Source organism: Streptomyces sp. NPDC090994 (assembly GCF_044768905.1).
Lineage (GTDB): Bacteria > Actinomycetota > Actinomycetes > Streptomycetales > Streptomycetaceae > Streptomyces.
Genome location: NZ_JBIVWS010000006.1, coordinates 327,314 through 348,820 on the forward strand (window position 1 = coordinate 327,314; position 21,507 = coordinate 348,820).

Consider the following 21,507-nt stretch of genomic DNA (forward strand, 5'->3'; position numbering starts at 1 on the left):
CCGCCGGGCCGCCGAGGGGCGGGTCGGTCAAGGCAGGCGGTGGCCGGTCGCGTCCTCGTGGGTGTAGTAGCGGTAGAACAGCGTGACGAACATGGCCGCCGCCACCGCCACCGAGATGCCCGCGGACAGGAGCACGCTGCGGCCGGACTGGTTGATCAGGAAGCCCACCGCGCAGCCGGTGAACGCGGCCCACAGCAGCGCGTGCTGCTCGCGCCGCAGCCGTGCGGCCACCGCGCGGACGACGGAGTACAGCACCACGAAGACGAGCGTGGTCAGCCAGCCGAACAGCAGGTTCCAGCCGGTGATCTCGGTGCCGTGGCGCCGGTTGGCCGCGGCCCACCAGCCGTAGACCAGCCCCAGCAGGACCGGCACCGCCCACTTCGCCACCAGGTGGGTCCGGGGACCGAAGACGTCGGAGTCCGGCGCCGGTGCCCGTGTCCCACGGCCCCGCCTGCTCGTCGTACCGCCGTAGCCGGTTTCCGCGTGCGCCATGAGGACGCTCCTCTCTGTCCTGGCCCCCGCCTACCAGGTCACACCCGGTGCCGCGCCCGGGCAACTCAGGATGCGGGCGCCGCGGGCGCGTGCTTCGCTGGGCGGGTGAGCGGTCGCGTCCTGAGGGGGCCGGTGAGATGAGGCCGGTGAGCCGGCCGTCGCGCGGCAGGCCGGGACGGACGGGACGGATGGGACGGACCGGCCGGCTGTCCGGGGACCCGGGTGCCGCGCACCGGAACCCGTTGGTGCGGGTGGGCGGTCTCGGCGTCGGCTGGGTCCCGCCGCTGCTGCTGCTGACCGGCGTCGCGGCGGCCGACGCGAACACCGGCGGCGAGTTCCGGATGATCTCCTGGATCGTGCTGGTCCCCGGGATCGCCTCCGCCCTGTGCGGGGTGTGGGGCACCGCCGTCTACGCGGCCCTCGCCGTCGCCACGTACTACACCGTGGACAGCGCCTGGCCGCACCAGTACCAGAGCGGGCTGCCCGACTTCATCCTCGTCGCCGTGGGCGGGCTGCTGGCCACCCTGGCCTGTGTGCTGCGGGTGCGCGGGGAGCGGCGGATGCTGCACATCCGGGACGTCGCCGACACCACCCGCCGCGTGGTGCTGCGCCCGCTGCCGCCGGGCTGGGGCGGCCTCGACCACGCCGCCGTCTACCTGCCGGCCGACGCCGAGGCCCGGGTGGGCGGCGACTTCTACGACATCCAGCCCGGCCCGCACGGCACCCGCGTCCTCGTCGGTGACGTGCAGGGCAAGGGGCTGGGCGCGGTCGAGACGGCGGCGGCGCTGCTCAGCGCCTTCCGCGAGGCCGGCTACCACGAGCCGGACCTGGCGACGGTCGCCGAGCGGCTGGAGGTGCGCATGACGCGGCACCGCGGCCACACCGCGGCGGTGCACGGCCGGGCGGGCGGCGGCGACCGGTTCGCCACCGCCGTGCTGGTCGGCTTCCCGCCCCGGGCGCCCGGCGCCGTCGACACCGTCGTCTTCGGCCACGAACCGCCGCTCGCGGTCGGCCCGCGCGGCGTACGGGAGCTGCCCGTCGACGGCGGGCTGCCGCTGGGCCTGGCCGAACTCGGCTCGGGGCCGCCGCCGGTGCGCCGGCTGGAGCTGGCCGCCGACGAGACGCTGCTGCTGGTCACGGACGGGGTGACGGAGGCCAGGGACCGGGACGGGGGCTTCTACCGGCACGCCGAGGAGGTCGCCCGGGCCGTCGCCGCCGACGCCCGCAACACCGCGCCGCGCCGGCTCGTGCGCCTCGTGCGCGACGGCACGCTGCGGCACTGCGGCGGGCGGCTGGGCGACGACACGACGGTGTTCGCCGTCCGGCGCCGGTACCGGGCGTGAGGGGCGCGGCGGGCGGTTCGCGCGATGTCCGCGAGCCCCCGGCTCCGGCCGGGGCGGGGGTCACACTTTCCGCCGGGTGCCCCTCTTCGCAGCCGCAGCGGTTACGGTGCTGACGTACGTGATCGACAGGGGAGGGGACATGCCCGGAACCGTGCTGCTGCTGGCGGCTTCGCCCGTGGGCAAGGGACGCCTGGTGGACGCGGCCTCGGTGCTCCCCGTCCTCGCGGCCGTGCCGCCCCCGGTGCTGTCCGGGACGGACACCGCCAACGTCATCGAACTGGCCGACCCGCTCGACCCGCAGGCCGTGCTGACCCGGCTGCGGGCCGCCGCCGCGGCGCCCGGCCCGCTGACCGTGTACGTCACCGGACAGCTCCAGACCGACCGCCGCCAGCACCTGCCGCACCTGGCGCTGGCCCGCACCACCCCGGCCACCGTCCGCTACACCGCCCTGCCCTGGCACTGGATCAAGGAGGAGCTGCGGCTGCGCCCGACCGGGGCCACGACGCTCGTCCTCGACCTGCACGCCGACCAGGAGACCTGGGAGTGGCTCCAGCGGCACCCGCTGGACTGCGGGCGCAACAACGCCGTCTACGGCCGCGTCGCGCCGCCCCCGTCCCGGCGCGGGACGGCGGTCCCGGCGTACATGCGCGGGGTCGCGACCATCCTGCGCAGCGGGCACCGGCCGCCGTTGCAGCAGCTGCACGAGCAGGCGCTGGCCCGCGCCGCCGCCGAGGGCGGGGGCGGCCGCGTCCCCGACCTGGTGCTGACGGTGCCCGGCCCGGCCCCCGGCGACCCGCACGACGCCGTCACCGCGGCCGTGCAGGCCGGGCGGCACGCCGACGCCGACGCGCTGGCCGCCTCCCACGAGCGGGCCGCCGCCTACACGCACGGGCCGGCCTCCGAGGACGCGCTGCACTGGACGGAGGTCCGCGCCGACCTGGCGATGTTCGCCGGGGACCCGGTGCGCAGCTGCCGGGGCTGGCTGGAGGTGGCGCGGATGCGGCTCAACTCCGGGCAGGCGGCGGACGCGCCCGCCGTCGAGGCCGCCGTGGACCGGGCCCACCACCAGTGGGGGCAGATCCGTGACCCGCACCGGGCCCGTGAACTGGGCCAGGTGCTGGCCGAGCTGCGGAGCCGGGTGCCCGGCCGGCGCGCGGGCGCCCTGGACCACGTACGCAAGCAGCTGGACCAGTTGCAGACCCAGGGCTGAACCCCGGTCCGGCCGGTCCGGCCGGTCCGACCCCTCCCCCTTGCGCATTCCCGGTGCCATGATGGTGAGTTATGGCTAAGGGGGACGAAGTGGCCACACAGGACATCCGGGTTCGGCTGGACGGCACCGCCACCGAGAGCGACATCGGGGCCCTGCGCAAGTGGCTGGAGCGGGAGAAGCCGCTGGACGAGCTGGTCCGCGCCGGGCGGCTGCGCATCCACGAACGCCCGCACACGGACGAGTCCGGCGCCCCGATGGGCGTCGGGATGGAGATCGTCGTGGCGGTGACGTCGGGAGCCGCCTCGGTGGTGTTCCGCGAACTGCTCGACCAGGTCAAGGGGGCCGTGGAGGCCTGGCGGACCAATCGGCGCGAGGTGGAGGACGGCGAACCGCCCGAGGGCCGTGTCGACCCGGTGAACCCCGACGACAGGTAGGCCGGTGGCCGGTTTCGACCCGCGCGGGCAGGTGAACCGGGCGCTGCTGGTCGGGGTGTCCGAGTACGACTTCACGGAGCCGCCGTCCGGCGTGCCCTGCGACCTGCCCGCGGTCAAGCACAACCTCAACCGGCTGCGGGACGCGTTGCAGCGGGGCCGGGTCTTCGGCGAGCGGGAGATCACGCTGTCCCGGTCGCCGACGCTGGACGACTTCAACCGGCAGCTGCGCTCCGCCGCCGACGAGGCCGAGGGCGTCCTGCTGCTGTACTTCGCCGGGCACGGGGCGATCCCCAGCGCGGGCGACGAGCTGTTCCTCCAGATGCGCAACGCCAGCGTGGTGGCGGGCGGGCACGCGGTGTTCCCGGGCGCGGAGCTGTTCTCCAACGTGCTGACGATGCTCGCGGCCGGTCCGGCCCGGCGGATCGTGATCGTGCTGGACTGCTGTTTCGCGGGCAACGCGGCCTGGCTGTGGGAGACCTTCCGGGAGAAGCGGCGGGTCCTGCTGCTGATGAGCGTGCAGGCCAACCACCGCACCGACGCGGGCGCCCCGGGCACGCCGACGCCGTTCACCGCGGAGCTGCTGCGGGTGCTGGAGGAGCAGGACGGACGGGACGGACGGGACGGGCGGGACGGGCGGGACGGGCGGGGCGGCGGCGGGCTGTGGTTCGGGGGGCTCGCCGAGGCGCTGCGCGAGGGGATGGCGGCCGGCGGCCACCGTACGGTGCGGTCGGCGCCGTGGGAGCCGCAGAGCCGGTCCGAGCCGGGGGAGGACGTACTGCTGTGGGCGCCGTCCGCCGCCCCGGACGAGCCGCCCGGGCCGACCGAGCCGGAAAAGCCGGGGAAGAAGCCGGAAAAGCCGGGGAAGAAGCCGGAAAAGCAGGTCAGGGAGGGGGACGGACCGGACGGATCCCGCCGGCCCGGACTCCTCGACCGGACGGCCGCCGCTTTCGTGGCGGTGGCCTCCGCCGTGGCCGGCGCCGTGGCCGGCGCGGTGACCGCGCTGTACCTGTTCGGGCGCCGGCTGCCGACCGTCCTCGTCGCCCTGCTCGCCCTCGCCCTGGCCGCCGCCGGCATCGGCACCTACCGGCTCGTCTCCCCGCCCGGCTCCGGCGTGACCTGCGCCCCTCCCCCGGAGCTGCGCGTGCTGACCGACCCCGACCTGGAGCCGACCGTGCGCGCCGCCGCCGACGCCTACCTCACCTCGGACGAGAACACCACGGACGACGGCTGCCGCCGCGCCGGCCTCACCGTCTACAGCGCGGGCACCGCCGACGCGGTCACCGCGCTGCGCCGGCAGACCGGTGCCTGGCAGGAACCCGGCGACGACCCCAACCCGCAGCGCGACGTGGGCCCGCAGCCGGACGTCTGGATACCCTCCTCCCCCGCCGACGTCGCCCGCGCGGCGTCGGGCCGGGACACCGACGCGGTCGCCGCGCTGGAGGAGGACCGGCAGCCGTTCGCGTACTCGCCCGTCGTCCTCGCCGTCCCGCAGGAGCTGGCCGCCGAGTCGCAGGACGAACGGGTCTCCGTCGCGCTCAACCGCATGATCGACGCCCTGCGCGAACGTCGCGCGGACGCCGAGGTGCGCCGCCCGGACCCGGAGTTCGCGGACACCGGGCTGCTCGCCACCATCGGCCTGTACGGCACCCACTCCGGCGCCGAAGCCCGGGACGCGGCCGGTGCCGAACGCCGGGTCGCGCAGTCCGGCCCGCCCGCCCCGACCGCCGCCGAGCTGCTGTGCGCGCTGCCCGACGACGACGCCGTGGACGACCGGACCGCCGCCCTGGTGCCCGAGTTCCTGATGCGCAGCGGTGTCGGCTGCGACAGCGCGCGGCGCACCCCGCGGATGGCCCAGTACCCGGGCGACGTACCCGGCCTTGAGCCGGTCTTCGTCCGGGTGCGCTGGCGGGGCGCCGACCGCGACACGGCGGACCGGGACGCCGCCGCCGACGGTTTCCGCCGGTGGCTCACCCGGACCGGCGGGCGTGAGGTGTTCGCCGAGGCCGGGTTCCGGGCGGCGGACGGGGAGCGGGCGCTGCTGGACGAGGACGGCCGGGCCGCGGGGGTGCTGGCGGCCCCGGCCCCGCTGATCGAACCGGCCGGACGGGACGCGATGGAGGCGGCGCTGGAGGCCTACCGGGACGTCGACGGGCCCGGCCGGGTGCTGTTCCTGCTCGACAGCTCCCGTTCGATGCGCGACGTCTGGGACGGGCCGAGCGGCGGCCCCGGCCTGATCGCCCGTTCGCTGGGCGGCCTCGGGTCGCGCGACGAGTACGGGGTGTGGGCGGTGTACGGCACGGGCGACGACCCGTACGACACCCTGCTGGCGACCGGACCGCACCGCCGGCGGGACGCCGAGCGGGCCCTGGACCGGGCCGCCGTCACCCGGTCCGCCGACGACGCCGATCCGCACGGGGCCCTGCTGGCCGCCCTCGACCACATGGAGCGGCGCGACGCCGAGCGGGAGCGGACCGGCCTGATCGTGTACGTCACCGACGACGAGGACGCCGGCCGGCTGCGCGGCGACCGGCTCGACGCCGTGCTCGACGCGGCCCGCGCGGCCGACGTGCCGGTGACGATGGTGTCCCTGGCGGGCGGCGGCTGCGACCCGGGCCGGCCCGACGCCCGGATCGCCGAGGCCAGCGGCGGACGCTGCCTGGACGCCGGCGACGACCCGGGCGCCGCCCTGCACGACGAGGTCGCCCGCACCGGAACGGGGGAGGAGAACTGATGCCCCGCCGCCCGCTCGTCCGCCCGCTCGTCCGCCCGCTCGTCCGCCCGTTGGGCCGCCCGCTGGGCCGTGCGTTCCGCCGCCCGCTGGGCCGCCCGTTCCGCCGCCCGATCGGCCTGCTGCTGGCCGCCGTCCTGCTCGCCTCCGCCGCCTGCACGGGAGGCGGCGACGGTACCGGACCGGCCCCCTCCGACGACGTGCCCGGCTCCATCGTGGTCGCCAGCGGCCGGGACGTCACCGGGCAGAACGGGGTCCGCCGGCGGCTGATCGACGCCTGGAACGAACGGCAGGAGAAGGCGGGCAGCCACTACCAGGCCCGCCTGGTGGAACTCCCCGGCAGCGCCGACGAGCAGCGCGGCCAGCTGCTCGGCGCCCTCCAGTCCGGCAGCTCCGCCTACGACGTGGTCAACCTGGACGTCACCTGGGTGCCGGAGTTCGCCGCCGCCGGCCTGGTCCGCCCGCTGCCCGAGGCGCTGGTCGACGACGACGTCGTGGACTCGGTGGCCGGCACCGCGCGCTGGGACGGGAAGGTCTACGCGGTCCCGTTCAACAGCGACGTCGGCCTCCTCTACTACCGGCGCGACCACCTCGCGCGGGCCGGCCTGGAGCGGACGGAGCTGGCCGGGGTGACCGACTGGCGGAAACTGGAGACGCTGATCGACGCCCTGGACGAGCGGGACGTCCCCGGCTACGAGAAGGGCTGGACCACCCAGCTCGCCGCCTACGAGGGCCGCACCGTCAACGCCGTGGAGGCGTTCGCCGCCGTACCGGGCGGCGTGCCGCTCACCGACGACGAGGGCCGCTACACGGCGACCGTCGAGGAGCTGACTCGCGGCGTCGCCGAGCTGCGCCGCCGCACGGCCACGCCGTACACCCTCGCCGACGCCGCGCAGTCCGACGAGGCGGCCTCCCTCGCCGACTTCGCGGACGGCCGTACCGCCTTCCTGCGGCACTGGCCGTGGGTGTACCGCACCCTGCACCAGAGCTTCTCCGCCGGTCAGCTGGGGGTGACGGCGCTGCCGGGCCGGGCGGTGCTGGGCGGCCAGAACCTGGCGGTGACGGCCGCCTCCCGGCGGGCGGACAAGGCGGCCGAGCTGATCGAGTTCCTCACCGGCAAGGAGAGCGAACGCTGTCTGCTGGACGCGGGGTTCGCGGCGACGCGGGTCTCGGCGTACACCGACGACGACGTGCGGTGCCCGGTGGACACCGCCGGGACCCCGTCGGCCGCCCCCAGCGGGGAGCGGCCCGACCGGATGCCCCGGGACGCCGCCGACCGGCCCGCCTACGCCGCCTCCGTGCTGCTCCCCGCGCTGCGGCGGGCGGTGCAGCGGCCGCGGACCCCGCTGTACGGGGCGTTCACCCAGACCTTCACCGCGCAGCTAGGGCCGCTGTTCGGCACCGATCCGCCGGACGACGCGACGCTGGCGAAACGGCTGGACGCGGCGCTGCGGCGGGCGCTGCCGGATTAGGGCGGGACGAGGACGCCTCAGGTGTGCGGTCCGTCGAGCCGGGGGGCGGCGGGGCGGGGCGTGCGCGGTGGTTCGTCCGCCGACCGCGCCGGGCCGCCCGTGGTGGCGGCCAGCAGCAGACAGGCCGTGGCGGCGACGGCGGCGGCGACGGCACGGACATAGCGCTCGGCGGTGCGTGGGCGTTCGAGCACGGCGACCTCGCAGCAGCGGTCCACGGGAACGGGAATCGGACGAGAGGGGTACAGCGATGTACGGCGGTGTGTTAAACACGCTTAACTCTCGGTTTAACCTAGGGCCGGGGGTGCCGAACGGCAAGGGGCACAGGGGGAGTTGGCGATGGAGGACCGGGACGATCCAGCGGTCATCGGACGCCGGGTGCAGCGGCTGCGGACCGACCGCGGCCTGACCCAGCGGCAGCTGGCCGAACCGGCCTACACCCCCGCCTACGTCTCCACCCTGGAGGCCGGCCGCGTCCGCCCCTCCGACGAGGCGCTGCGGCACATCGCCGGACGGCTCGGCGTCACCTTCGAGGAGCTGGTCACCGGCCGCCCGCCGCACCTCGCCACCGACCTGCGCCTGAGGCTGACCGGCGCCCAGCGCACCCTGGCCACCGGCGCCACCGAGGCGGCGGCCGAGAACTACGCCGAACTGCTCACCGAGGCCGAGGCGCACGGGCTGACCGACATCGAGGCCGCCGCGCTGCTCGGGCTCGGGGAGTGCGCGGTGGAGCAGGGCGAGCTGACCCGCGGCCGGGAGTACTTCGAACGGGCCGAACGCCGCCTGACCGACACCGGCGCCCCGCTGCCCGCCCGGGTCCCGGCCCTGCGCGGCAGGGCGCTGGCCCACTACCTCGCCGGAGAGCTGCGCTACGCCGTCTACCTCCTCGAATCCACCCTCGACGAGCTGAACCGCGCCGGCCTGCACGACCCCGACGCCCTGCTCCTCCTCTACGCCAGCGCCATCGGCCCGTACATGGACATGGGCGCGCACGCCCGGGCCGCGCAGGCCGCCGAACTGGCCCTCGCCCTGGCCCCGCAGGCCGGCGACCCGGCGCTGGTCGCCCGGATGCACCGGTCCGTCGCCCGCACCCTGGTCGCCGAGGGCCGCCTTGCCGAGGCCGACGCCTCCCTGGCCAAGGCCGCCGAGCTGTACCGCACGCTCCAGCTCCGCACCGAACTGGCCAACTGCCACTGGATGCGCGGCTACGTCTACGCGCAGAACGGCCGCCTCGAAGACGCCGAGGCCGAGCTGCGGCAGGCGCTGGACATGCTCTCCGCCAAGCGCGCCGCCCTCTACACCAGCCAGGCCGCCGTCGAACTGGCCGACGTACTGCGCCGGCGCGGCAAGTCCGAGGAGGCCGCCGCCCTGCTGCGCACCGTGCTGGACGACCTGACCTCCGAGCGCGGCGCCGTGCACGCGGCCGGCGCGCACCGGCTGCTGGGCATCATGGCCGAGGAGGCCCGGGACACCGAGGCCGCCGAGGAGCACTACGTGCGCGCGCTCAGCCTGCTGGAGCGGGCGGGCGCCGCCGGGGACCTGGCCGACCTGTGCCGGCTGCTGGGCGACCTGCTGCGCCGCACCGGCCGTACGGAGGCCGCCCTGGACGCGTACCGCACGGGCCTGGGCCACCGTACGGCGCCCGGGACGACCACCCTGGGCCCCGCGCCCGCACAGCCTCCGCTGTGAGACGTGCGAGCCGGCGCACAGGGGGTTCGGTTAGGTTGCGCGAATGGAAAACCGGTTCCGGGACGGGCGGACGGCGGCCGACGCCCTGCGGCTGGTGCTGCGCGCGCTGCTGTACGCCGTCGTCGGCGGCACCGCGCTGATCGCGGTCGCCACCGTCGTCTCGGTGCTCGGCCCGGTCGTCGCCCTCGACCTGTACACCCCGGCGGTGGCGGCCTGGTGGACGGTGTTCACCGCCGTCGTCGTCCAGGGCGTGCCGTTTCTGCTGCTCGGCACGGTGGTGTCGGCGGCGATCGGCGCGTTCGTGCCCGACCGGGTCTTCCGGCGGCTGCTGCCCCGCAACCCGGCGCTCGCGGTGCCGGTCGCGGGCGCGGCGGGCGTGGTGCTGCCGGGGTGCGAGTGCGCGTCGGTGCCGGTGGCGGGCAGCCTGATGCGGCGCGGGGTCGCCCCGGCCGCGGCCCTCGCCTTCCTGCTCTCCGCGCCCGCGATCAACCCGGTCGTGCTGGTGGCGACGTCCATCGCCTTCCCCGGGCAGCCGTCGATGGTGGCGGCCCGGCTGCTGGCCTCCCTCGCGGCGGCGGTGGTGATGGGCTGGCTGTGGGCGCGCTTCGGCAAGGACGAGTGGCTGCGGCTGCCGAAACGGCCGACGGGGACCGGATCGTCGTACGGCCTCGGCGGGTTCCTGACCGGGCTGCGGCACGACTTCCTGCACGCGGGCGGCTTCCTGGTGGTGGGCGCCGGGGCGGCGGCCACCTTCAACATCGCGGTGCCCCGCTCCGTGCTGGACGTCTTCACCGGCTCGGCCTGGCTGTCGGTGCTGCTGCTCGCGGTGCTGGCCGTGGTGCTGTGCGTGTGCAGCGAGGCGGACGCGTTCGTGGCGGCGTCGCTGAGCGGGTTCTCGCCGACGGCCCGGCTGGCGTTCATGGTGGTCGGCCCGATGGTGGACCTGAAGCTGATCGCGCTCCAGACGGGCACCTTCGGTCGGGCGTTCGCGGTGCGGTTCGCGTCGGTGACGTGGGTGGTGGCGGTGGCGAGCAGTGTGCTGGTGGGGTGGTGGCTGCTGTGAGGCGGTACGGACCGGCGGTTCTGCTGGTGCTGACCGGCGCGGCGGTGCTGCGCATCTCGCTCTTCTCGGAGCTGTACCTGCGGTACGTGCAGGAGGGGCTGCGGCCCTACCTGATCCTGTCCGGGGCGGTACTGGTGCTGCTGGCGGCGGTCTCGGTGTGCGCGCGGCGCCCACGGGGGGAGGCGCCCGACGACGGCCATGGCCACGGCCATGATGACGACGACGGTCATGGTCATGACGGCAACGGTCATGGTCATGACGGCGACGGCCACGGTCATGACGACGACGGCTACGGCCATGACGACGACGGCCATGGCCACAGTCACGGCGCGGCCGGCCCCCGTGTCGCCTGGCTGCTCACCCTGCCCGCCCTCGCCCTGCTCCTCTTCCCGCCGCCCGCCCTCGGCACCTACAGCGCCGAACGCGAGGCCGCCCAGCGCGCCGCCCAGGGCGTCGGCACGTTCCCCGCGCTGCCGTCCGGGGACCCGGTGGAGCTGACCCTCGCCGAGTTCTCGTCCCGCGCGATCTACGACAGCGGACGCTCCCTGAAGGGCCGTACCGTCCGCCTGACCGGCTTCGTCACCCGCGACGACGACGGCACCTGGTACGTCACCCGGCTCCTGGTCACCTGCTGCGCCGCCGACGCCACGACCAGCAAGGTCGAGGTCCGCGGCGACGCGGCGGCCGACGCCCCGGACGACGGCTCCTGGGTCACGGTCACCGGCACATGGCGCCCGGAGGGGACCCTCGGCTCGGAGGAGGCCTGGCCGCCGGTCGTGGACGCGGCACAGGTACGGCGGGTGACGCAGCCGGCGAACCCGTACGAACGGCCGTAGCGGCGCTGCCCGCCCGTCAGGTGGTGCGGGCCCGGAGGTGGGCGCGCTCGCCCTGGGGGCCGGACAGGACGGGGAGTTCCACGGTCCGGTCGTCGTCGGGGCCGAGCCGGTGCGGGACGTGGGTGTCGAACTCGGCCGCCTCGCCCGCCCTGAGCACCAGGCGCCGGTCGCCCAGCAGCAGCCGGAGCCGGCCGGCGAGGACGCAGACCCATTCGAAGCCCTCGTGGGTCTTCAGGTCCGGTTCCGTGCCGGGCCGGGGCGGGATCAGCAGCTTGTGCGCCTGCACGCCGCCGGGGGACACCTCGGCCACCTCGGCCAGCGGCAGCAGGATCTCCCGGGCCGGCTTGCGGGTGCCGCCCTCCAGGCGGGAGAGCGTGCTCGCGTTGACGCCGGTCTCCTCGGCGAGCCGGGCCAGTGTCAGGCCCCGCCGGCGCCGCAGCTCCCGCAGCCGTGGCCCGACGGCGGCGAGCCGGTCCTGTTTCCCGGTGCCGGTGTCCCCGCCGGTGCTGCTCATGGCCGCCAGCATGCCCGATACGGCAAGGGGCCTTGCAAGAACGGCGAGCGGGGCGGGCACGGTTTCGCCTGGTCGGCCACGGGTAGTCGGGCGCTGCCGAGGTGGCCTTCCGGGTCGGCGAAGGAGGCGGGTGGCGTGTCGCCCAGCGACGATTCCCAGGGGCCCGCCGACCGGCCCGAGCGGCTTGGGCGAGCGGACGCGGGCCGGGTCGCCGACCTGATCGCGGAGAGCGTCGGCGACGCCCCGCCCGGCGAGGTGCCGGCCCGGCTGTGCGAGGTCGTGGTCCGGCTGCTGCCGCTGTCCGGCGCGAGCGCGTCGCTGCGCAGCGACGGCGTACCGGTGCCGCTGTGCGCCAGCGGCGAGCGGGCCGGCCGGGTGGCGGAGATCCAGGCCACCCTGGGCGACGGGCCCTGCGTGCACGCGGCGCAGACCGGTGCCCCGGTGCTCGTGCGCGACGTGACGGCCGAACCGGAGGCGGCCCGTTGGCCCGTCTACGCCCAGCAGGCGGCGGCGGCCGGGGTCCGCGCGGTGTACGCGCTGCCGCTGGGCAGCGATTCGGTGTGCCTCGGCACCCTCGACCTCTACCGGGACACCCCCGGCGGGCTCAGCGGCGAGGAACTGCGGACGGCGCGGCTGGTCGCCGGCGTGATGACCATGGCCCTGATGGCGCTGCCGCACGAGGAGGACGACGACGGCCCTCCGGGCGGCCTGTCCTGGCTGAACGGCCTGACCACCGGCCACGACCGGATCCACCAGGCGGTCGGCATGATCATGGCCCAGCTCGGCGTCGGCTCCGACGAGGCCCTGGCCCGCCTGCGCGGCGACGCGTTCGCCCGGGGCCGTACGGTCCAGGAGGCGGCCCAGGACGTGATCACCCACCGCCGGCGCCTGAGCCCGGACGAGTAGACCGCCCCGGTTCCGCCGCCGGTCCCCGGCCCTGCCGCTCCCCGGCCCGCCACCGGTTCCCGGCCCGCCGCTGCCCCTCGTCCCGCCCCGCCCCCGCCCCGCCGCTGCCCCCGCCCCGCCGCCCCCCCCGGGCCTCGCCCCCGACGCCCCTGTCCCCGCGTAAGGTCGGGCCCCGGAGTTCGCCACAGCCCCCGCCGCGCCGAAGGAGCCCCGTACCGTGCCGACCGACCCGCAGCGACCGACGCCCATCCCGGTGATCATCGACTGCGACACCGGAATCGACGACGCCCTCGCCCTGCTGCTGGCGGTCCGCCATCCGCGCCTCGACCTGCGCGCGGTGACCTGCGTGGCCGGCAACACGGACGTCGACGGCGTCGTACGCAACACCCTGACCGTGCTGGAACAGGCCGGCGCCCCCGGTATCCCCGTCGCCCGCGGCGCCGAGCGCCCGCTGATCGAGGCGGTGCGCACCGCCCGGCACGTCCACGGCCACGACGGCATGGGCGACCTGGGCCTGCCGGCCCCCGCCCGCACCCCGGTCGACACCGACGCCGTCTCCCTCCTCCGCCGGGAGATCCTCGCCTCCCCCCGCCCGGTCACCCTGATCCCCACCGCGCCCGCCACCAACATCGCCCTGCTGCTGCGCACCCACCCCGAGGTCACCCGCAACATCGAGCGGATCGTCTTCATGGGCGGCGCGGTGGCCACCGGCAACGCGACGCCGGTCGCCGAGTTCAACGTCTGGCACGACCCCGAGGCGGCGGCGATCCTGCTCACCGCCGGGGTGCCGATCACCATGTACGGCCTGGACGTGTTCGAGCGGGTCGTCGTCCCCGGCGCGGACGTCCGCCGCCTGCGCGCGAGCACCGACCCCGGCACCCGCCTCGCCGGCGCCCTGCTCACCCACCGCGGCCCCGCCACCGACGAGGCGGACCCCGGCGGCGGCCTCGGCGACGCGGGCGCGGTCTGCGCGGTGATCGACCCGGCCGGCCTGACCACCCACCGCCTCCCGGTCGAGGTGGTCCTCTCCCCGGGCCCGGCCCGCGGCCAGACCCTGGTGGACCGCCGCGCCCGCCCCGGCGAGTCCGAACTCCACGGCGACGCACGCGAGCAGCCGCTGGTCGACGTGGCCCTGGAAGTCGACGTGGAACGGTACGTGGCCCTGTATCTGGACGCGGTCGAGGGGATTTAGGATCGCACTCCCTTCTCGCGGCGGTGGTGTACAGGGCAACCGCACCGTCATGGGCGTCTCCCGCGCGCGGTCGTGCCGTCCCGGCGGCGGATCCGTCCTGGCGGACACCCTCGGGCCCCGGCGTGACCCGGCGTACCCGGATGTTCACCTTTCCGGCGATGTGGACAGACCTACTCGTGTCGCCCGCACGCACCGCGAAGGGAACCGAGTGACCGTACGCACCGCATCCGGCACCCCCGACCTGTCGTCCCAGGACCCCAACTGGTGGCGGCAGGCCGTCATCTACCAGATCTATCCGCGCAGCTTCGCCGACGCCGACGGGGACGGGCTCGGTGACCTGAAGGGCATCACCCAGCGCCTCACCCATCTGGCCGCGCTCGGCGTGGACGCGCTGTGGCTGAGCCCGTTCTACCCGTCCGAGCTGGCCGACGGCGGCTACGACGTCGACGACTACCGGGACGTCGACCCGCGCCTGGGCACCCTGGACGACTTCGACGCGCTGACCGCCGAGGCGCACCGCCTCGGCCTGAAGGTGATCGTCGACCTCGTCCCCAACCACACCTCGCACCGCCACCCCTGGTTCCGCGAGGCGCTGGACGCCGGGCCCGGCTCGGCCGCCCGCGACCGCTACGTCTTCCGCGACGGACGCGGCGAGAGCGGCGAACTGCCGCCCACCGACTGGCAGTCCGTCTTCGGCGGCAGCGCCTGGCGGCGGGTGCCCGACGGGCAGTGGTACCTGCACCTGTTCGCCCCCCAGCAGCCCGACCTGAACTGGGAGAACGAGCAGGTCCGCGCCGACTTCCGCACCACACTCAAGTTCTGGTCGGACCGGGGCGTCGACGGCTTCCGGGTCGACGTCGCGCACGCCCTCGCCAAGGACCTCACCGAACCGCTGCGCGACCTCGGCGCCCCCGAGCTGAGCGACGAGGCCGCGCTCGGCGAGTTCGAGCCCGGCACCCACCCCTTCTACGACCGGGACGACGTCCACGAGATCTACCGCGACTGGCGCAAGATCCTCGACGCCTACACCCCGCCCCGGATGGCGGTCGCCGAGGCGTGGGTGCCGGGCGCCCGGCGCGCGCTGTACGCCCGCCCGGACGAACTGGGCCAGGCGTTCAACTTCGAGTACCTGAAGGCCGCCTGGGACGCCGCCGAGCTGCGCGAGGTCATCGAGAACTCGCTCGCCGACGCGGCCGCCGCCCGGGCCTCCGCCACCTGGGTGCTGGCCAACCACGACGTGGTCCGCCCCGTCTCCCGGCTGATGCTCCCGCCCGGCACCGACCCCGACGCCTGGCTGCTGTCCGGCGGCACCGCCCCCGCCCTCGACGAGGCGGCCGGCCTGCGCCGCGCCCGCGCCGCGAACCTGCTGATGCTGGCGCTGCCCGGCTCGGCGTACCTCTACCAGGGCGAGGAACTGGGCCTGCCCGAGGTCGCGGACCTGCCCACCGAGGTCCTCCAGGACCCGATCTGGGAGCAGACCGGGCACGTCCGCAAGGGCCGTGACGGATGCCGGGTGCCGCTGCCGTGGACGACGGACGGCCCGTCGTACGGCTTCGGCGCGGCCGGTGCCTGGCTGCCGCAGCCGCCGTCCTTCGCGGCGTACGCCGTCCAGGCCCAGGACGGGGTCGAGGGCTCGACCCTGGAGCTGTACCGCACGGCCCTGCGCCTGCGCCGCAAGCTCCTCGACGGCGAGACCCTGACCTGGTCGGACGACGTCCCGCCGGGCGTCCTGCGCTTCGACCGCTCACCCGGCTGGCGCTGCGTCGCCAACCTCTCCGACCGGGTGGTCGACCTCCCGGCGGGCGAGGTGCTGCTGAGCAGCGCGCCCCTGGTGGACGGCCGGCTGGGCCCCGACACGACGGTGTGGCTGGCCTTGTAGGCGCCCGTACCGCCCGGCCCGCCTCCGCCGGCGGAAAAGGCCTCGCCCCGCTCATCGGAGCGGGGCGAGGACAAGGGTGCGGGTGCTGTTCCCGCTCACAGACCGCGTGGCAGGCCGCCGCCGCCGAAGGAGCCCGTGGAGCCGGGCAGCCAGCGGCGCCGGGTCTGGTCCCTGCCTCGGCGGGTGCTCGCGGGGTGGAGTTCGTACGGCATGAGCCGTGCGCCTCCGTCGGCCATCACGGGGACGTCGTCCGGTTCCCGCATCTCCCGTTCCTCGTGCACCGGGCCGGTGAGGGGGAGCCTGGGCTGTTCGTCGGGGCGCGGGTGGCTGGTGTCCCGGTCCAGGACCCGCATGCCGACGCGTACGGCCCAGATCAGCGCGCCGGCGATCACCAGCCCGCCGAGGAAGGCCGCGGTCATGTTGAGCGTGTGCTGCGTTGCGGCCAGCAGTTCATACGTTGCCGTACTCATGGTGTGATTATCGCCCCAGTACGGGTGAAAAGCGATAGAAAGTCGGGATTGTGCACCGGGATTGGGGAGGGCGGGGTGCTGGTACCCGGGCGGCGGTGGAAGGAGAGGCCCTATGAGTGTCCTGACTGTGCCGCTCACGGCCGACGCCCGCGCGTACGGCCTCGTCGGGGACGGCTCGGCCGACGACGGGCCGGCGTTGCAGCAGCTCGTGGACACGCTCGGTGACGCCGTCGCCGCCGACGGACGGCCGCGCACCGTGTACGTCCCCGCCGGGCGGTACGTCGTCCAGGACCGGGCGGTGGTGTGGCGCAGCGGTGTCTCGCTGGTGGGGGCGGGGCGCGGGGCCACCTGCTTCGTGCTGCGCAACCCCGGCGCCCCGACGGCGCCGGTGCCGCTGGCCTGGTTCACCGCCGCCCAGCACGGCGCCGGTCCCGGCAACCACCTCGCCGACCTCACCTTCGCCCACTTCGAGATCGACGGGTCGGGGGTGCGCACGGAGGGGTACGAGGTGCTGGCCAAGGGGCTCGGGATGCAGTACGTGCGGCGGGCGCGGTTCAGTGACCTGTACATCCACGACACCGCCGCCACCGGGTTCGGCTGCGACTTCCTCCAGGACACCGTCGTCGAGGGGCTGCTGGTCGAGCGGTGCGGGCGGCAGGACCCGGGGGAGGGGTGGGGCGGCGCCGGGATCGGCATCGGCATCGGGGGGTGGGGGCCGGTCGAGCGGCTCGCCGTGACCGACTGCACCGCCACCGGCAACGGCACCAACGGGATCTTCTTCGAACTCCAGCAGGAGGAGTGGACCCCGCCCCGCGGCATCCGCGTCACCGCCTGCCACACCGAGGACAACCGCTACGGCATCTCCGACTGGGGCGCCGACGGGCTGCTGGTCACCGGGTGCGTGATGGTCGGCAACCACGTCGCCGGTTTCGACGTGTCCGCGCAGGGGACGACGAGCGTCGGCGGGCGGGGCGGCATCGTCACCGGGTGTGTCGTCGACGGCAACGTCCAGGACGGTGTCGCGCTCGGCAACACCCCGGGGCCGTACGCCTTCCGGGGCAACCGGATCAGCGGCAACGGCCGGTACGGGTACTGGCAGCACAACCTGGCCGGCGGCGACCAGGAGCCGGCCACCGACATCGTGCTGGAGTCGAACGAGATCCGCGGCAACGGTCTGGACGGCGTCCGCGTCGACGCCGCGCTGCGCGAACCGGCCTTCCTCGGCAACCGCGTCCGCGACAACGGCCGCCGGGCCGCCCCCGCGGCGTCCGGGGCCGGCGCGGGCGTGCGGTACGGGCCGCTGTCCCTGACCGACGACGGCGCCGACTGGCCGCCGGACGGCCACCTGGGGAAGCGGGTCGCGGTGGGGGACACCGCCGCCCTCGTCACGGGCAACACCGCGACGGAGCTGACCCTCGCCCCCGCCCGGCCGGGCGCGCCCACCGCCTGGCCCGACGGCACCCCCGCCGACGGCTCCGCCTACGCGCTTCCCGAAGCCCCCGCTCCCCGGGCCGGCCTCACCGTCGCCGCGCCCGTCGCCCATCCCTGCGTACACGGCAACCGCGTCCGCGACGACGGGCACCCGCGCACCCAGGCGCACGCCCTGTGGATCACCGAGGACGCGGTCTGGGCGGGCGGCCGGGTCTGCGGCAACGACTTCGGCGGCAACGGCTCCTCGGCCACCCGGTTCGACGCGGCCCCGGCCGGCGGGCGGTGGCGGGACAACGACGGGTGAGGGGGGCGCTCCTTCGTCAGCCCTCGCCGTTCCCCGGCGGGTCCTTGCGGATCGCCTCGCCCCGGATCACCTTCGGCTCGCCCGGCGGCTCGCTCTCCTTCATCGCGCGCGCCTCGGCCTTGAGGATGCGCGCGGACTTGCCCGCCGAGCGGGTCAGTTCCGGCAGCTTCTTCACGCCCACGACGACGGCGATGACGATGAGGATGACCGCCAGTTCGCTCAGTCCGAACACTGCGCCCCCTGTTCCTGGGTCCGGTTCCCGCGTCCGGTTCCTGGGTCCCGGCCGGTCAGAGATCGAACTCGTGCGGCGGCAGGTCGAGGGCGTAGCACGCCTCCCGCACCACCGCCTGCTCGTCCTTGTCGAAGTCCCCGTCGGCGCCGCCGATGACGATGCCGATCTGGACCACCGCACGTGCCTCGGCGGGCTTCTTCTTCGCCTTGGCGATCTCCTGCAACACGCTGACCTTGCCGAACGCGAAGTCGGCCGTCAACTTGTCCAGGTTCTGCTCGAAGCGGCGGCGCAGGTCGTCGGCGGGGAAGTTCTGGAGCACGTCGTTGGTGGCGATGAGCTGGGCCACCCGCTGCCGCTCGGCCGGGTCGACCGTGCCTCCCCCGCTGCCGAAAGCGCGGGAGGTGCCCCCAGCCGCCGCGACCAGGGCGCACATGGCCATGCTCGCGTCGCGGAAGGCGCCGCTCTTCAGGTCGTTCTTCTTCGCCACGAGCTGGGTCTGCATCTGCGACGCCGACTCCTTGAGGCGGTCCCACAGGGCCATGAGCACTCCATTCCTCTACAGTGATGTAGAAGCTACCAGGGAATGCCGGGAACAAGCGGGCCCGCCGGACCGTTCTCTACAGTCGAGTAGAGCCTCCCCAAAGCTTTGCCCGTCCTTTACCATGGGACGCATCATTCCCTCGATACCCGTCAAAGGAGCCCCGTTCCGTAATGGAACCTCCCAGTACCGGCCGTAGCCATACTCCCGATACTCCCGGTGACAGCACCGCGGACCTCGTGGGAGCGGGGGTGGCGCGGTGACCGAGGTCCTGCTGCTCCTGCTGGCCGTCCTCCTCACCCTGCTGTGCGCCGTCTTCGTCGCGGCCGAGTTCTCCCTCACCACCGTCGAGCGCGGTGACCTGGAGCGCGCCGCCGAGAACGGCGAGCGCGGCGCCGACGGCGCCCTGAAGGCCGTACGCCGCCTGACCCTCCAGCTCTCCGGCGCCCAGCTCGGCATCACCGTCACCTCCCTGGTCATCGGCATGCTCGCCGAGCCGTCGCTCGCCGCGCTGCTGCGCGGCCCGCTGGAGGCGATCGGCCTGGGCGGTGCCGCGTCCACCGTGGCGACCGTGCTCGGCGTGGCCGTCTCCACCGTCGTGCTGATGGTCGTCGGCGAGCTGGTCCCCAAGAACTGGGCGATCTCCCGGCCGCTGGCCGTGGCCAAGGTGGTGGCCACGCCGCAGCGCGGCTTCACGGCCGCCTTCGGCCCGTTCATCAGCCACCTGAACAACACCGCGAACCGCGTCGTACGCCGCTTCGGCCTGGAGCCCGCCGAGGAGCTGGCCTCCGCCCGCAGCCCCGAGGAACTGGTCGCCCTGGCCCGGCACTCGGCCGCCGAGGGCGCCCTGGAGGCGGACTCGGCCGAGCTGTTCGTGCGCACCCTGCACCTGGGCGAGCTGACCGCGGAGAACGTGATGACGCCCCGCGTGGACGTCAAGGCCCTGGAGGCGCGCGCCACCGCCGCGGACGCCGCCAACCTGTCCCACGCCACCGGCCTGTCCCGCTTCCCGGTCTACCGGGACAGCCTGGACGAGGTCATCGGCACCGTCCACATCCGTGACGTACTGGCCCTGGAGCCGGAGCGGCGGGCGGCCACGCCGGTCACCGAGCTGGCCACCGCCCCGCTCCTGGTCCCCGACAGCCTGCCCGCCGACCGTCTCCTGGAGCGGATGCGCGCCGCCCGCACCATGGCCGTCGTCATCGACGAGTACGGCGGCACGGCGGGCGTGGCCACGGTGGAGGACATCGTCGAGGAGGTCGTCGGCGAGGTCCGCGACGAGCACGACCCGGTCGAGGCCCCCGACCTCCAGCCCGCCGGCGAGGGGGCGTGGGAGGCGGACGGCTCGGTCCGCATCGACCAGCTCGCCACGATCGGCCTGTCCGCGCCGGAGGGACCGTACGAGACCCTGGCCGGACTGGTCGCCACGCATCTCACGCGCATCCCCGCCAAGGGCGACGCCGTGGAGCTGGACGGCTGGCGGCTGGACGTCCTCGGCGTCGACCACCACCGCGCCGACCGGCTGCGCATCACCGCGCCGCCGGCCGTACCCGCGCAGGAACAGCGGCAGGAGCATCAGGAGCAGCGGCAGGAGCATCAGGAACAGCGGCAGGAACAGCAGGAGCAGCGGCAGGACCGCCAGGACCGCCAGGACCGTACGGAGGCCGTCCGATGACCGTCGTGCAGCTGCTCATCGGCGCCCTGACGCTGGTGACCAACGCGTTCTTCGTGGGCGGCGAGTTCGCCCTGATCTCCGTACGGCGCAGCCAGATCGAGCCGCGTGCCCAGGAGGGCGACAAGCGGGCCCGGATGACGCTGTGGGGCCTGGAGCACATCTCCGCGCTGCTGGCCACGGCCCAGCTCGGCATCACCGTCTCCTCGCTGGTGCTGGGCGCGGTCGCCGAACCGGCCATCGCGCACCTGCTGGAGCCCGCCTTCGAGGCGGTGCACGTCCCGCACGCGCTGGTGCACCCCATCGCCTTCGCGATCGCCCTGACGCTCGCCACGTACGCGCACATGCTGATCGGCGAGATGATCCCGAAGAACATCGCGCTGGCCGCCCCGGCCGCCACCGCGATGGTCCTCGGCCCGCCGCTGGTCGCCCTCACCCGGGCGCTCAAGCCGGTGATCTTCGGCATCAACGCCTTCGCGAACACCCTGCTGAAACTGCTCAAGGTCGAGCCGAAGGACGAAGTCGAGGCCGTCTTCACCGACGACCAGCTGGCCCGCATGGTGGACGACGCCAGCGAGGCCGGGCTGCTCGCCCCGGCCGACGGCGAACGGCTGCGCGACGCGCTGGAACTGGGTACCCGCCCGGTCGGCGAGATCCTCGTCCCGCCGCAGCAGATGCGTACGGTCACCCACACCGTCACCCCGGCCGAGCTGGAGCGGCTGGCCGCCGAGGCGGGCTACTCCCGCTTCCCGGTCAGCGGCCCCAGCGGCACGCTGCTCGGCTACCTCCACATCAAGGACACCCTGGGCCTGACCGACCGCGACCGCCCGTTCCCGCGCACGGCACTGCACCCGGTCACCCGCGTCCGCATCGACACCCCGCTGGACGACACCCTGACCGCCCTGCGCGCCACGGGCAGCCACCTGGCGGCGGTGACGGGGGAGACGGGCACGGTCCTCGGCTTCGTGACGATGGAGGACGTCCTGACGGAACTGGTGGGCCCGGCGGCGGAGCCGGTGGGCTGACCGGCGGCGGGAACGCCCCGGACCTGGAGGAACGGAGGGCACTTCGGCCCGGAGTGCCCTCCGTTCCCCAAGCCGGTTTC

The 21,507-nt window shown here is 75.1% G+C and carries 20 protein-coding genes; 14 read left to right on the forward strand and 6 right to left on the reverse strand.

Annotated features, from left to right (window positions below; all coding sequences use genetic code 11):
- Positions 1 to 27: 27 nt before the first annotated feature.
- Positions 28 to 492, reverse strand: a complete 465-nt coding sequence (locus ACIQR3_RS16515) for a hypothetical protein (RefSeq protein WP_215172124.1) — start codon at positions 490 to 492, stop codon at positions 28 to 30.
- 188 nt (positions 493 to 680) lie between these two features.
- On the opposite strand from ACIQR3_RS16515, the gene ACIQR3_RS16520 reads away from it, so the two are divergent.
- The 5 genes from ACIQR3_RS16520 (at position 681) to ACIQR3_RS16540 (ending at position 7,679) form a co-directional block, all read left to right on the forward strand.
- Positions 681 to 1,835, forward strand: a complete 1,155-nt coding sequence (locus tag ACIQR3_RS16520; RefSeq protein WP_403539053.1) for a PP2C family protein-serine/threonine phosphatase — start codon at positions 681 to 683, stop codon at positions 1,833 to 1,835.
- A 139-nt stretch (positions 1,836 to 1,974) separates the two neighbouring features.
- Positions 1,975 to 3,045: a hypothetical protein gene (locus tag ACIQR3_RS16525; RefSeq protein WP_403539056.1), complete on the forward strand. Its 1,071-nt coding sequence runs from the start codon at positions 1,975 to 1,977 to the stop codon at positions 3,043 to 3,045.
- 89 nt (positions 3,046 to 3,134) lie between these two features.
- A complete protein-coding gene (locus ACIQR3_RS16530; protein WP_403539059.1) occupies positions 3,135 to 3,479 on the forward strand; it encodes a hypothetical protein in 345 nt (114 codons plus the stop codon).
- A gap of 4 nt (positions 3,480 to 3,483) precedes the next feature.
- Entirely contained in the window at positions 3,484 to 6,210 is a 2,727-nt protein-coding gene (locus ACIQR3_RS16535) for a substrate-binding domain-containing protein (RefSeq protein WP_403539061.1), read from the forward strand.
- Positions 6,210 to 7,679 carry an extracellular solute-binding protein gene (locus tag ACIQR3_RS16540; protein WP_403539064.1) on the forward strand — a complete coding sequence of 490 codons (1,470 nt, stop codon included), beginning with the start codon at positions 6,210 to 6,212 and terminating at the stop codon, positions 7,677 to 7,679. The genes ACIQR3_RS16535 and ACIQR3_RS16540 overlap by 1 nt, the downstream gene beginning before the upstream one ends.
- Before the next feature lie 17 nt (positions 7,680 to 7,696).
- On the opposite strand, the gene ACIQR3_RS16545 is transcribed toward ACIQR3_RS16540, so the two are convergent.
- Entirely contained in the window at positions 7,697 to 7,894 is a 198-nt protein-coding gene (locus ACIQR3_RS16545) for a hypothetical protein (protein ID WP_403539066.1), read from the reverse strand.
- A 121-nt stretch (positions 7,895 to 8,015) separates the two neighbouring features.
- Between ACIQR3_RS16545 and ACIQR3_RS16550 the strand changes: the two genes are divergently transcribed.
- The 3 genes from ACIQR3_RS16550 to ACIQR3_RS16560 are packed head-to-tail and all read left to right on the forward strand — an operon-like array spanning position 8,016 to position 11,264.
- Positions 8,016 to 9,365, forward strand: a complete 1,350-nt coding sequence (locus ACIQR3_RS16550; protein ID WP_403539067.1) for a tetratricopeptide repeat protein — start codon at positions 8,016 to 8,018, stop codon at positions 9,363 to 9,365.
- Positions 9,366 to 9,408: 43 nt separating this feature from the next.
- Positions 9,409 to 10,428, forward strand: a complete 1,020-nt coding sequence (locus ACIQR3_RS16555; protein WP_403539069.1) for a permease — start codon at positions 9,409 to 9,411, stop codon at positions 10,426 to 10,428.
- Positions 10,425 to 11,264 carry a TIGR03943 family putative permease subunit gene (locus ACIQR3_RS16560; RefSeq protein ID WP_403539287.1) on the forward strand — a complete coding sequence of 280 codons (840 nt, stop codon included), beginning with the start codon at positions 10,425 to 10,427 and terminating at the stop codon, positions 11,262 to 11,264. Before ACIQR3_RS16555 ends, ACIQR3_RS16560 begins: the two co-directional genes overlap by 4 nt.
- Before the next feature lie 16 nt (positions 11,265 to 11,280).
- Here the strand turns inward: ACIQR3_RS16560 and ACIQR3_RS16565 are convergent, their stop codons facing one another.
- A complete protein-coding gene (locus tag ACIQR3_RS16565; RefSeq protein WP_403539072.1) occupies positions 11,281 to 11,778 on the reverse strand; it encodes a helix-turn-helix domain-containing protein in 498 nt (165 codons plus the stop codon).
- Between the two features lie 135 nt (positions 11,779 to 11,913).
- Here ACIQR3_RS16565 and ACIQR3_RS16570 point away from each other — a divergent pair, with 135 nt between their 5' ends.
- From ACIQR3_RS16570 to ACIQR3_RS16580, 3 genes are all read left to right on the forward strand, one after another.
- Positions 11,914 to 12,684: a GAF and ANTAR domain-containing protein gene (locus ACIQR3_RS16570; protein ID WP_403539074.1), complete on the forward strand. Its 771-nt coding sequence runs from the start codon at positions 11,914 to 11,916 to the stop codon at positions 12,682 to 12,684.
- A 217-nt stretch (positions 12,685 to 12,901) separates the two neighbouring features.
- Positions 12,902 to 13,876, forward strand: coding sequence for a nucleoside hydrolase (locus ACIQR3_RS16575; RefSeq protein WP_403539077.1), 975 nt, complete (start codon positions 12,902 to 12,904; stop codon positions 13,874 to 13,876).
- Between the two features lie 208 nt (positions 13,877 to 14,084).
- Positions 14,085 to 15,755, forward strand: coding sequence for a glycoside hydrolase family 13 protein (locus ACIQR3_RS16580; protein ID WP_403539080.1), 1,671 nt, complete (start codon positions 14,085 to 14,087; stop codon positions 15,753 to 15,755).
- Positions 15,756 to 15,850: 95 nt separating this feature from the next.
- On the opposite strand, the gene ACIQR3_RS16585 is transcribed toward ACIQR3_RS16580, so the two are convergent.
- On the reverse strand, positions 15,851 to 16,225 hold the full coding sequence (locus tag ACIQR3_RS16585; protein ID WP_403539083.1) for a DUF6479 family protein: 375 nt from the start codon (positions 16,223 to 16,225) through the stop codon (positions 15,851 to 15,853).
- A 112-nt stretch (positions 16,226 to 16,337) separates the two neighbouring features.
- Between ACIQR3_RS16585 and ACIQR3_RS16590 the strand changes: the two genes are divergently transcribed.
- On the forward strand, positions 16,338 to 17,960 hold the full coding sequence (locus ACIQR3_RS16590; RefSeq protein WP_403539086.1) for a right-handed parallel beta-helix repeat-containing protein: 1,623 nt from the start codon (positions 16,338 to 16,340) through the stop codon (positions 17,958 to 17,960).
- Positions 17,961 to 17,976: 16 nt separating this feature from the next.
- Here ACIQR3_RS16590 and ACIQR3_RS16595 read toward each other — a convergent pair whose 3' ends face one another.
- Positions 17,977 to 18,192 carry a twin-arginine translocase TatA/TatE family subunit gene (locus ACIQR3_RS16595; protein WP_403539088.1) on the reverse strand — a complete coding sequence of 72 codons (216 nt, stop codon included), beginning with the start codon at positions 18,190 to 18,192 and terminating at the stop codon, positions 17,977 to 17,979.
- Positions 18,193 to 18,247: 55 nt separating this feature from the next.
- Positions 18,248 to 18,733, reverse strand: coding sequence for a tellurite resistance TerB family protein (locus tag ACIQR3_RS16600; protein ID WP_403539091.1), 486 nt, complete (start codon positions 18,731 to 18,733; stop codon positions 18,248 to 18,250).
- 256 nt (positions 18,734 to 18,989) lie between these two features.
- Between ACIQR3_RS16600 and ACIQR3_RS16605 the strand changes: the two genes are divergently transcribed.
- Together ACIQR3_RS16605 and ACIQR3_RS16610 are read left to right on the forward strand one after the other, a co-directional pair.
- The gene (locus ACIQR3_RS16605; protein ID WP_403539093.1) at positions 18,990 to 20,405 is read left to right on the forward strand and encodes a hemolysin family protein; all 1,416 of its coding nucleotides are present in this window, start codon (positions 18,990 to 18,992) and stop codon (positions 20,403 to 20,405) included.
- Positions 20,402 to 21,427, forward strand: coding sequence for a hemolysin family protein (locus tag ACIQR3_RS16610; protein WP_215168080.1), 1,026 nt, complete (start codon positions 20,402 to 20,404; stop codon positions 21,425 to 21,427). The genes ACIQR3_RS16605 and ACIQR3_RS16610 overlap by 4 nt, the downstream gene beginning before the upstream one ends.
- Positions 21,428 to 21,507: the final 80 nt, after the last annotated feature.

Bases quoted from the DNA above. Each gene is read 5' to 3' on its own strand.
- ACIQR3_RS16515 (WP_215172124.1), bottom strand. From the start codon at position 492: ATGGCGCACGCGGAAACCGGCTACGGCGGTACGACGAGCAGGCGGGGC.
- ACIQR3_RS16520 (WP_403539053.1), top strand. From the start codon at position 681: ATGGGACGGACCGGCCGGCTGTCCGGGGACCCGGGTGCCGCGCACCGG.
- ACIQR3_RS16525 (WP_403539056.1), top strand. From the start codon at position 1,975: ATGCCCGGAACCGTGCTGCTGCTGGCGGCTTCGCCCGTGGGCAAGGGA.
- ACIQR3_RS16540 (WP_403539064.1), top strand. From the start codon at position 6,210: ATGCCCCGCCGCCCGCTCGTCCGCCCGCTCGTCCGCCCGCTCGTCCGC.
- ACIQR3_RS16550 (WP_403539067.1), top strand. From the start codon at position 8,016: ATGGAGGACCGGGACGATCCAGCGGTCATCGGACGCCGGGTGCAGCGG.
- ACIQR3_RS16555 (WP_403539069.1), top strand. From the start codon at position 9,409: ATGGAAAACCGGTTCCGGGACGGGCGGACGGCGGCCGACGCCCTGCGG.
- ACIQR3_RS16565 (WP_403539072.1), bottom strand. From the start codon at position 11,778: ATGAGCAGCACCGGCGGGGACACCGGCACCGGGAAACAGGACCGGCTC.
- ACIQR3_RS16585 (WP_403539083.1), bottom strand. From the start codon at position 16,225: ATGAGTACGGCAACGTATGAACTGCTGGCCGCAACGCAGCACACGCTC.
- ACIQR3_RS16590 (WP_403539086.1), top strand. From the start codon at position 16,338: ATGAGTGTCCTGACTGTGCCGCTCACGGCCGACGCCCGCGCGTACGGC.
- ACIQR3_RS16600 (WP_403539091.1), bottom strand. From the start codon at position 18,733: ATGGCCCTGTGGGACCGCCTCAAGGAGTCGGCGTCGCAGATGCAGACC.
- ACIQR3_RS16610 (WP_215168080.1), top strand. From the start codon at position 20,402: ATGACCGTCGTGCAGCTGCTCATCGGCGCCCTGACGCTGGTGACCAAC.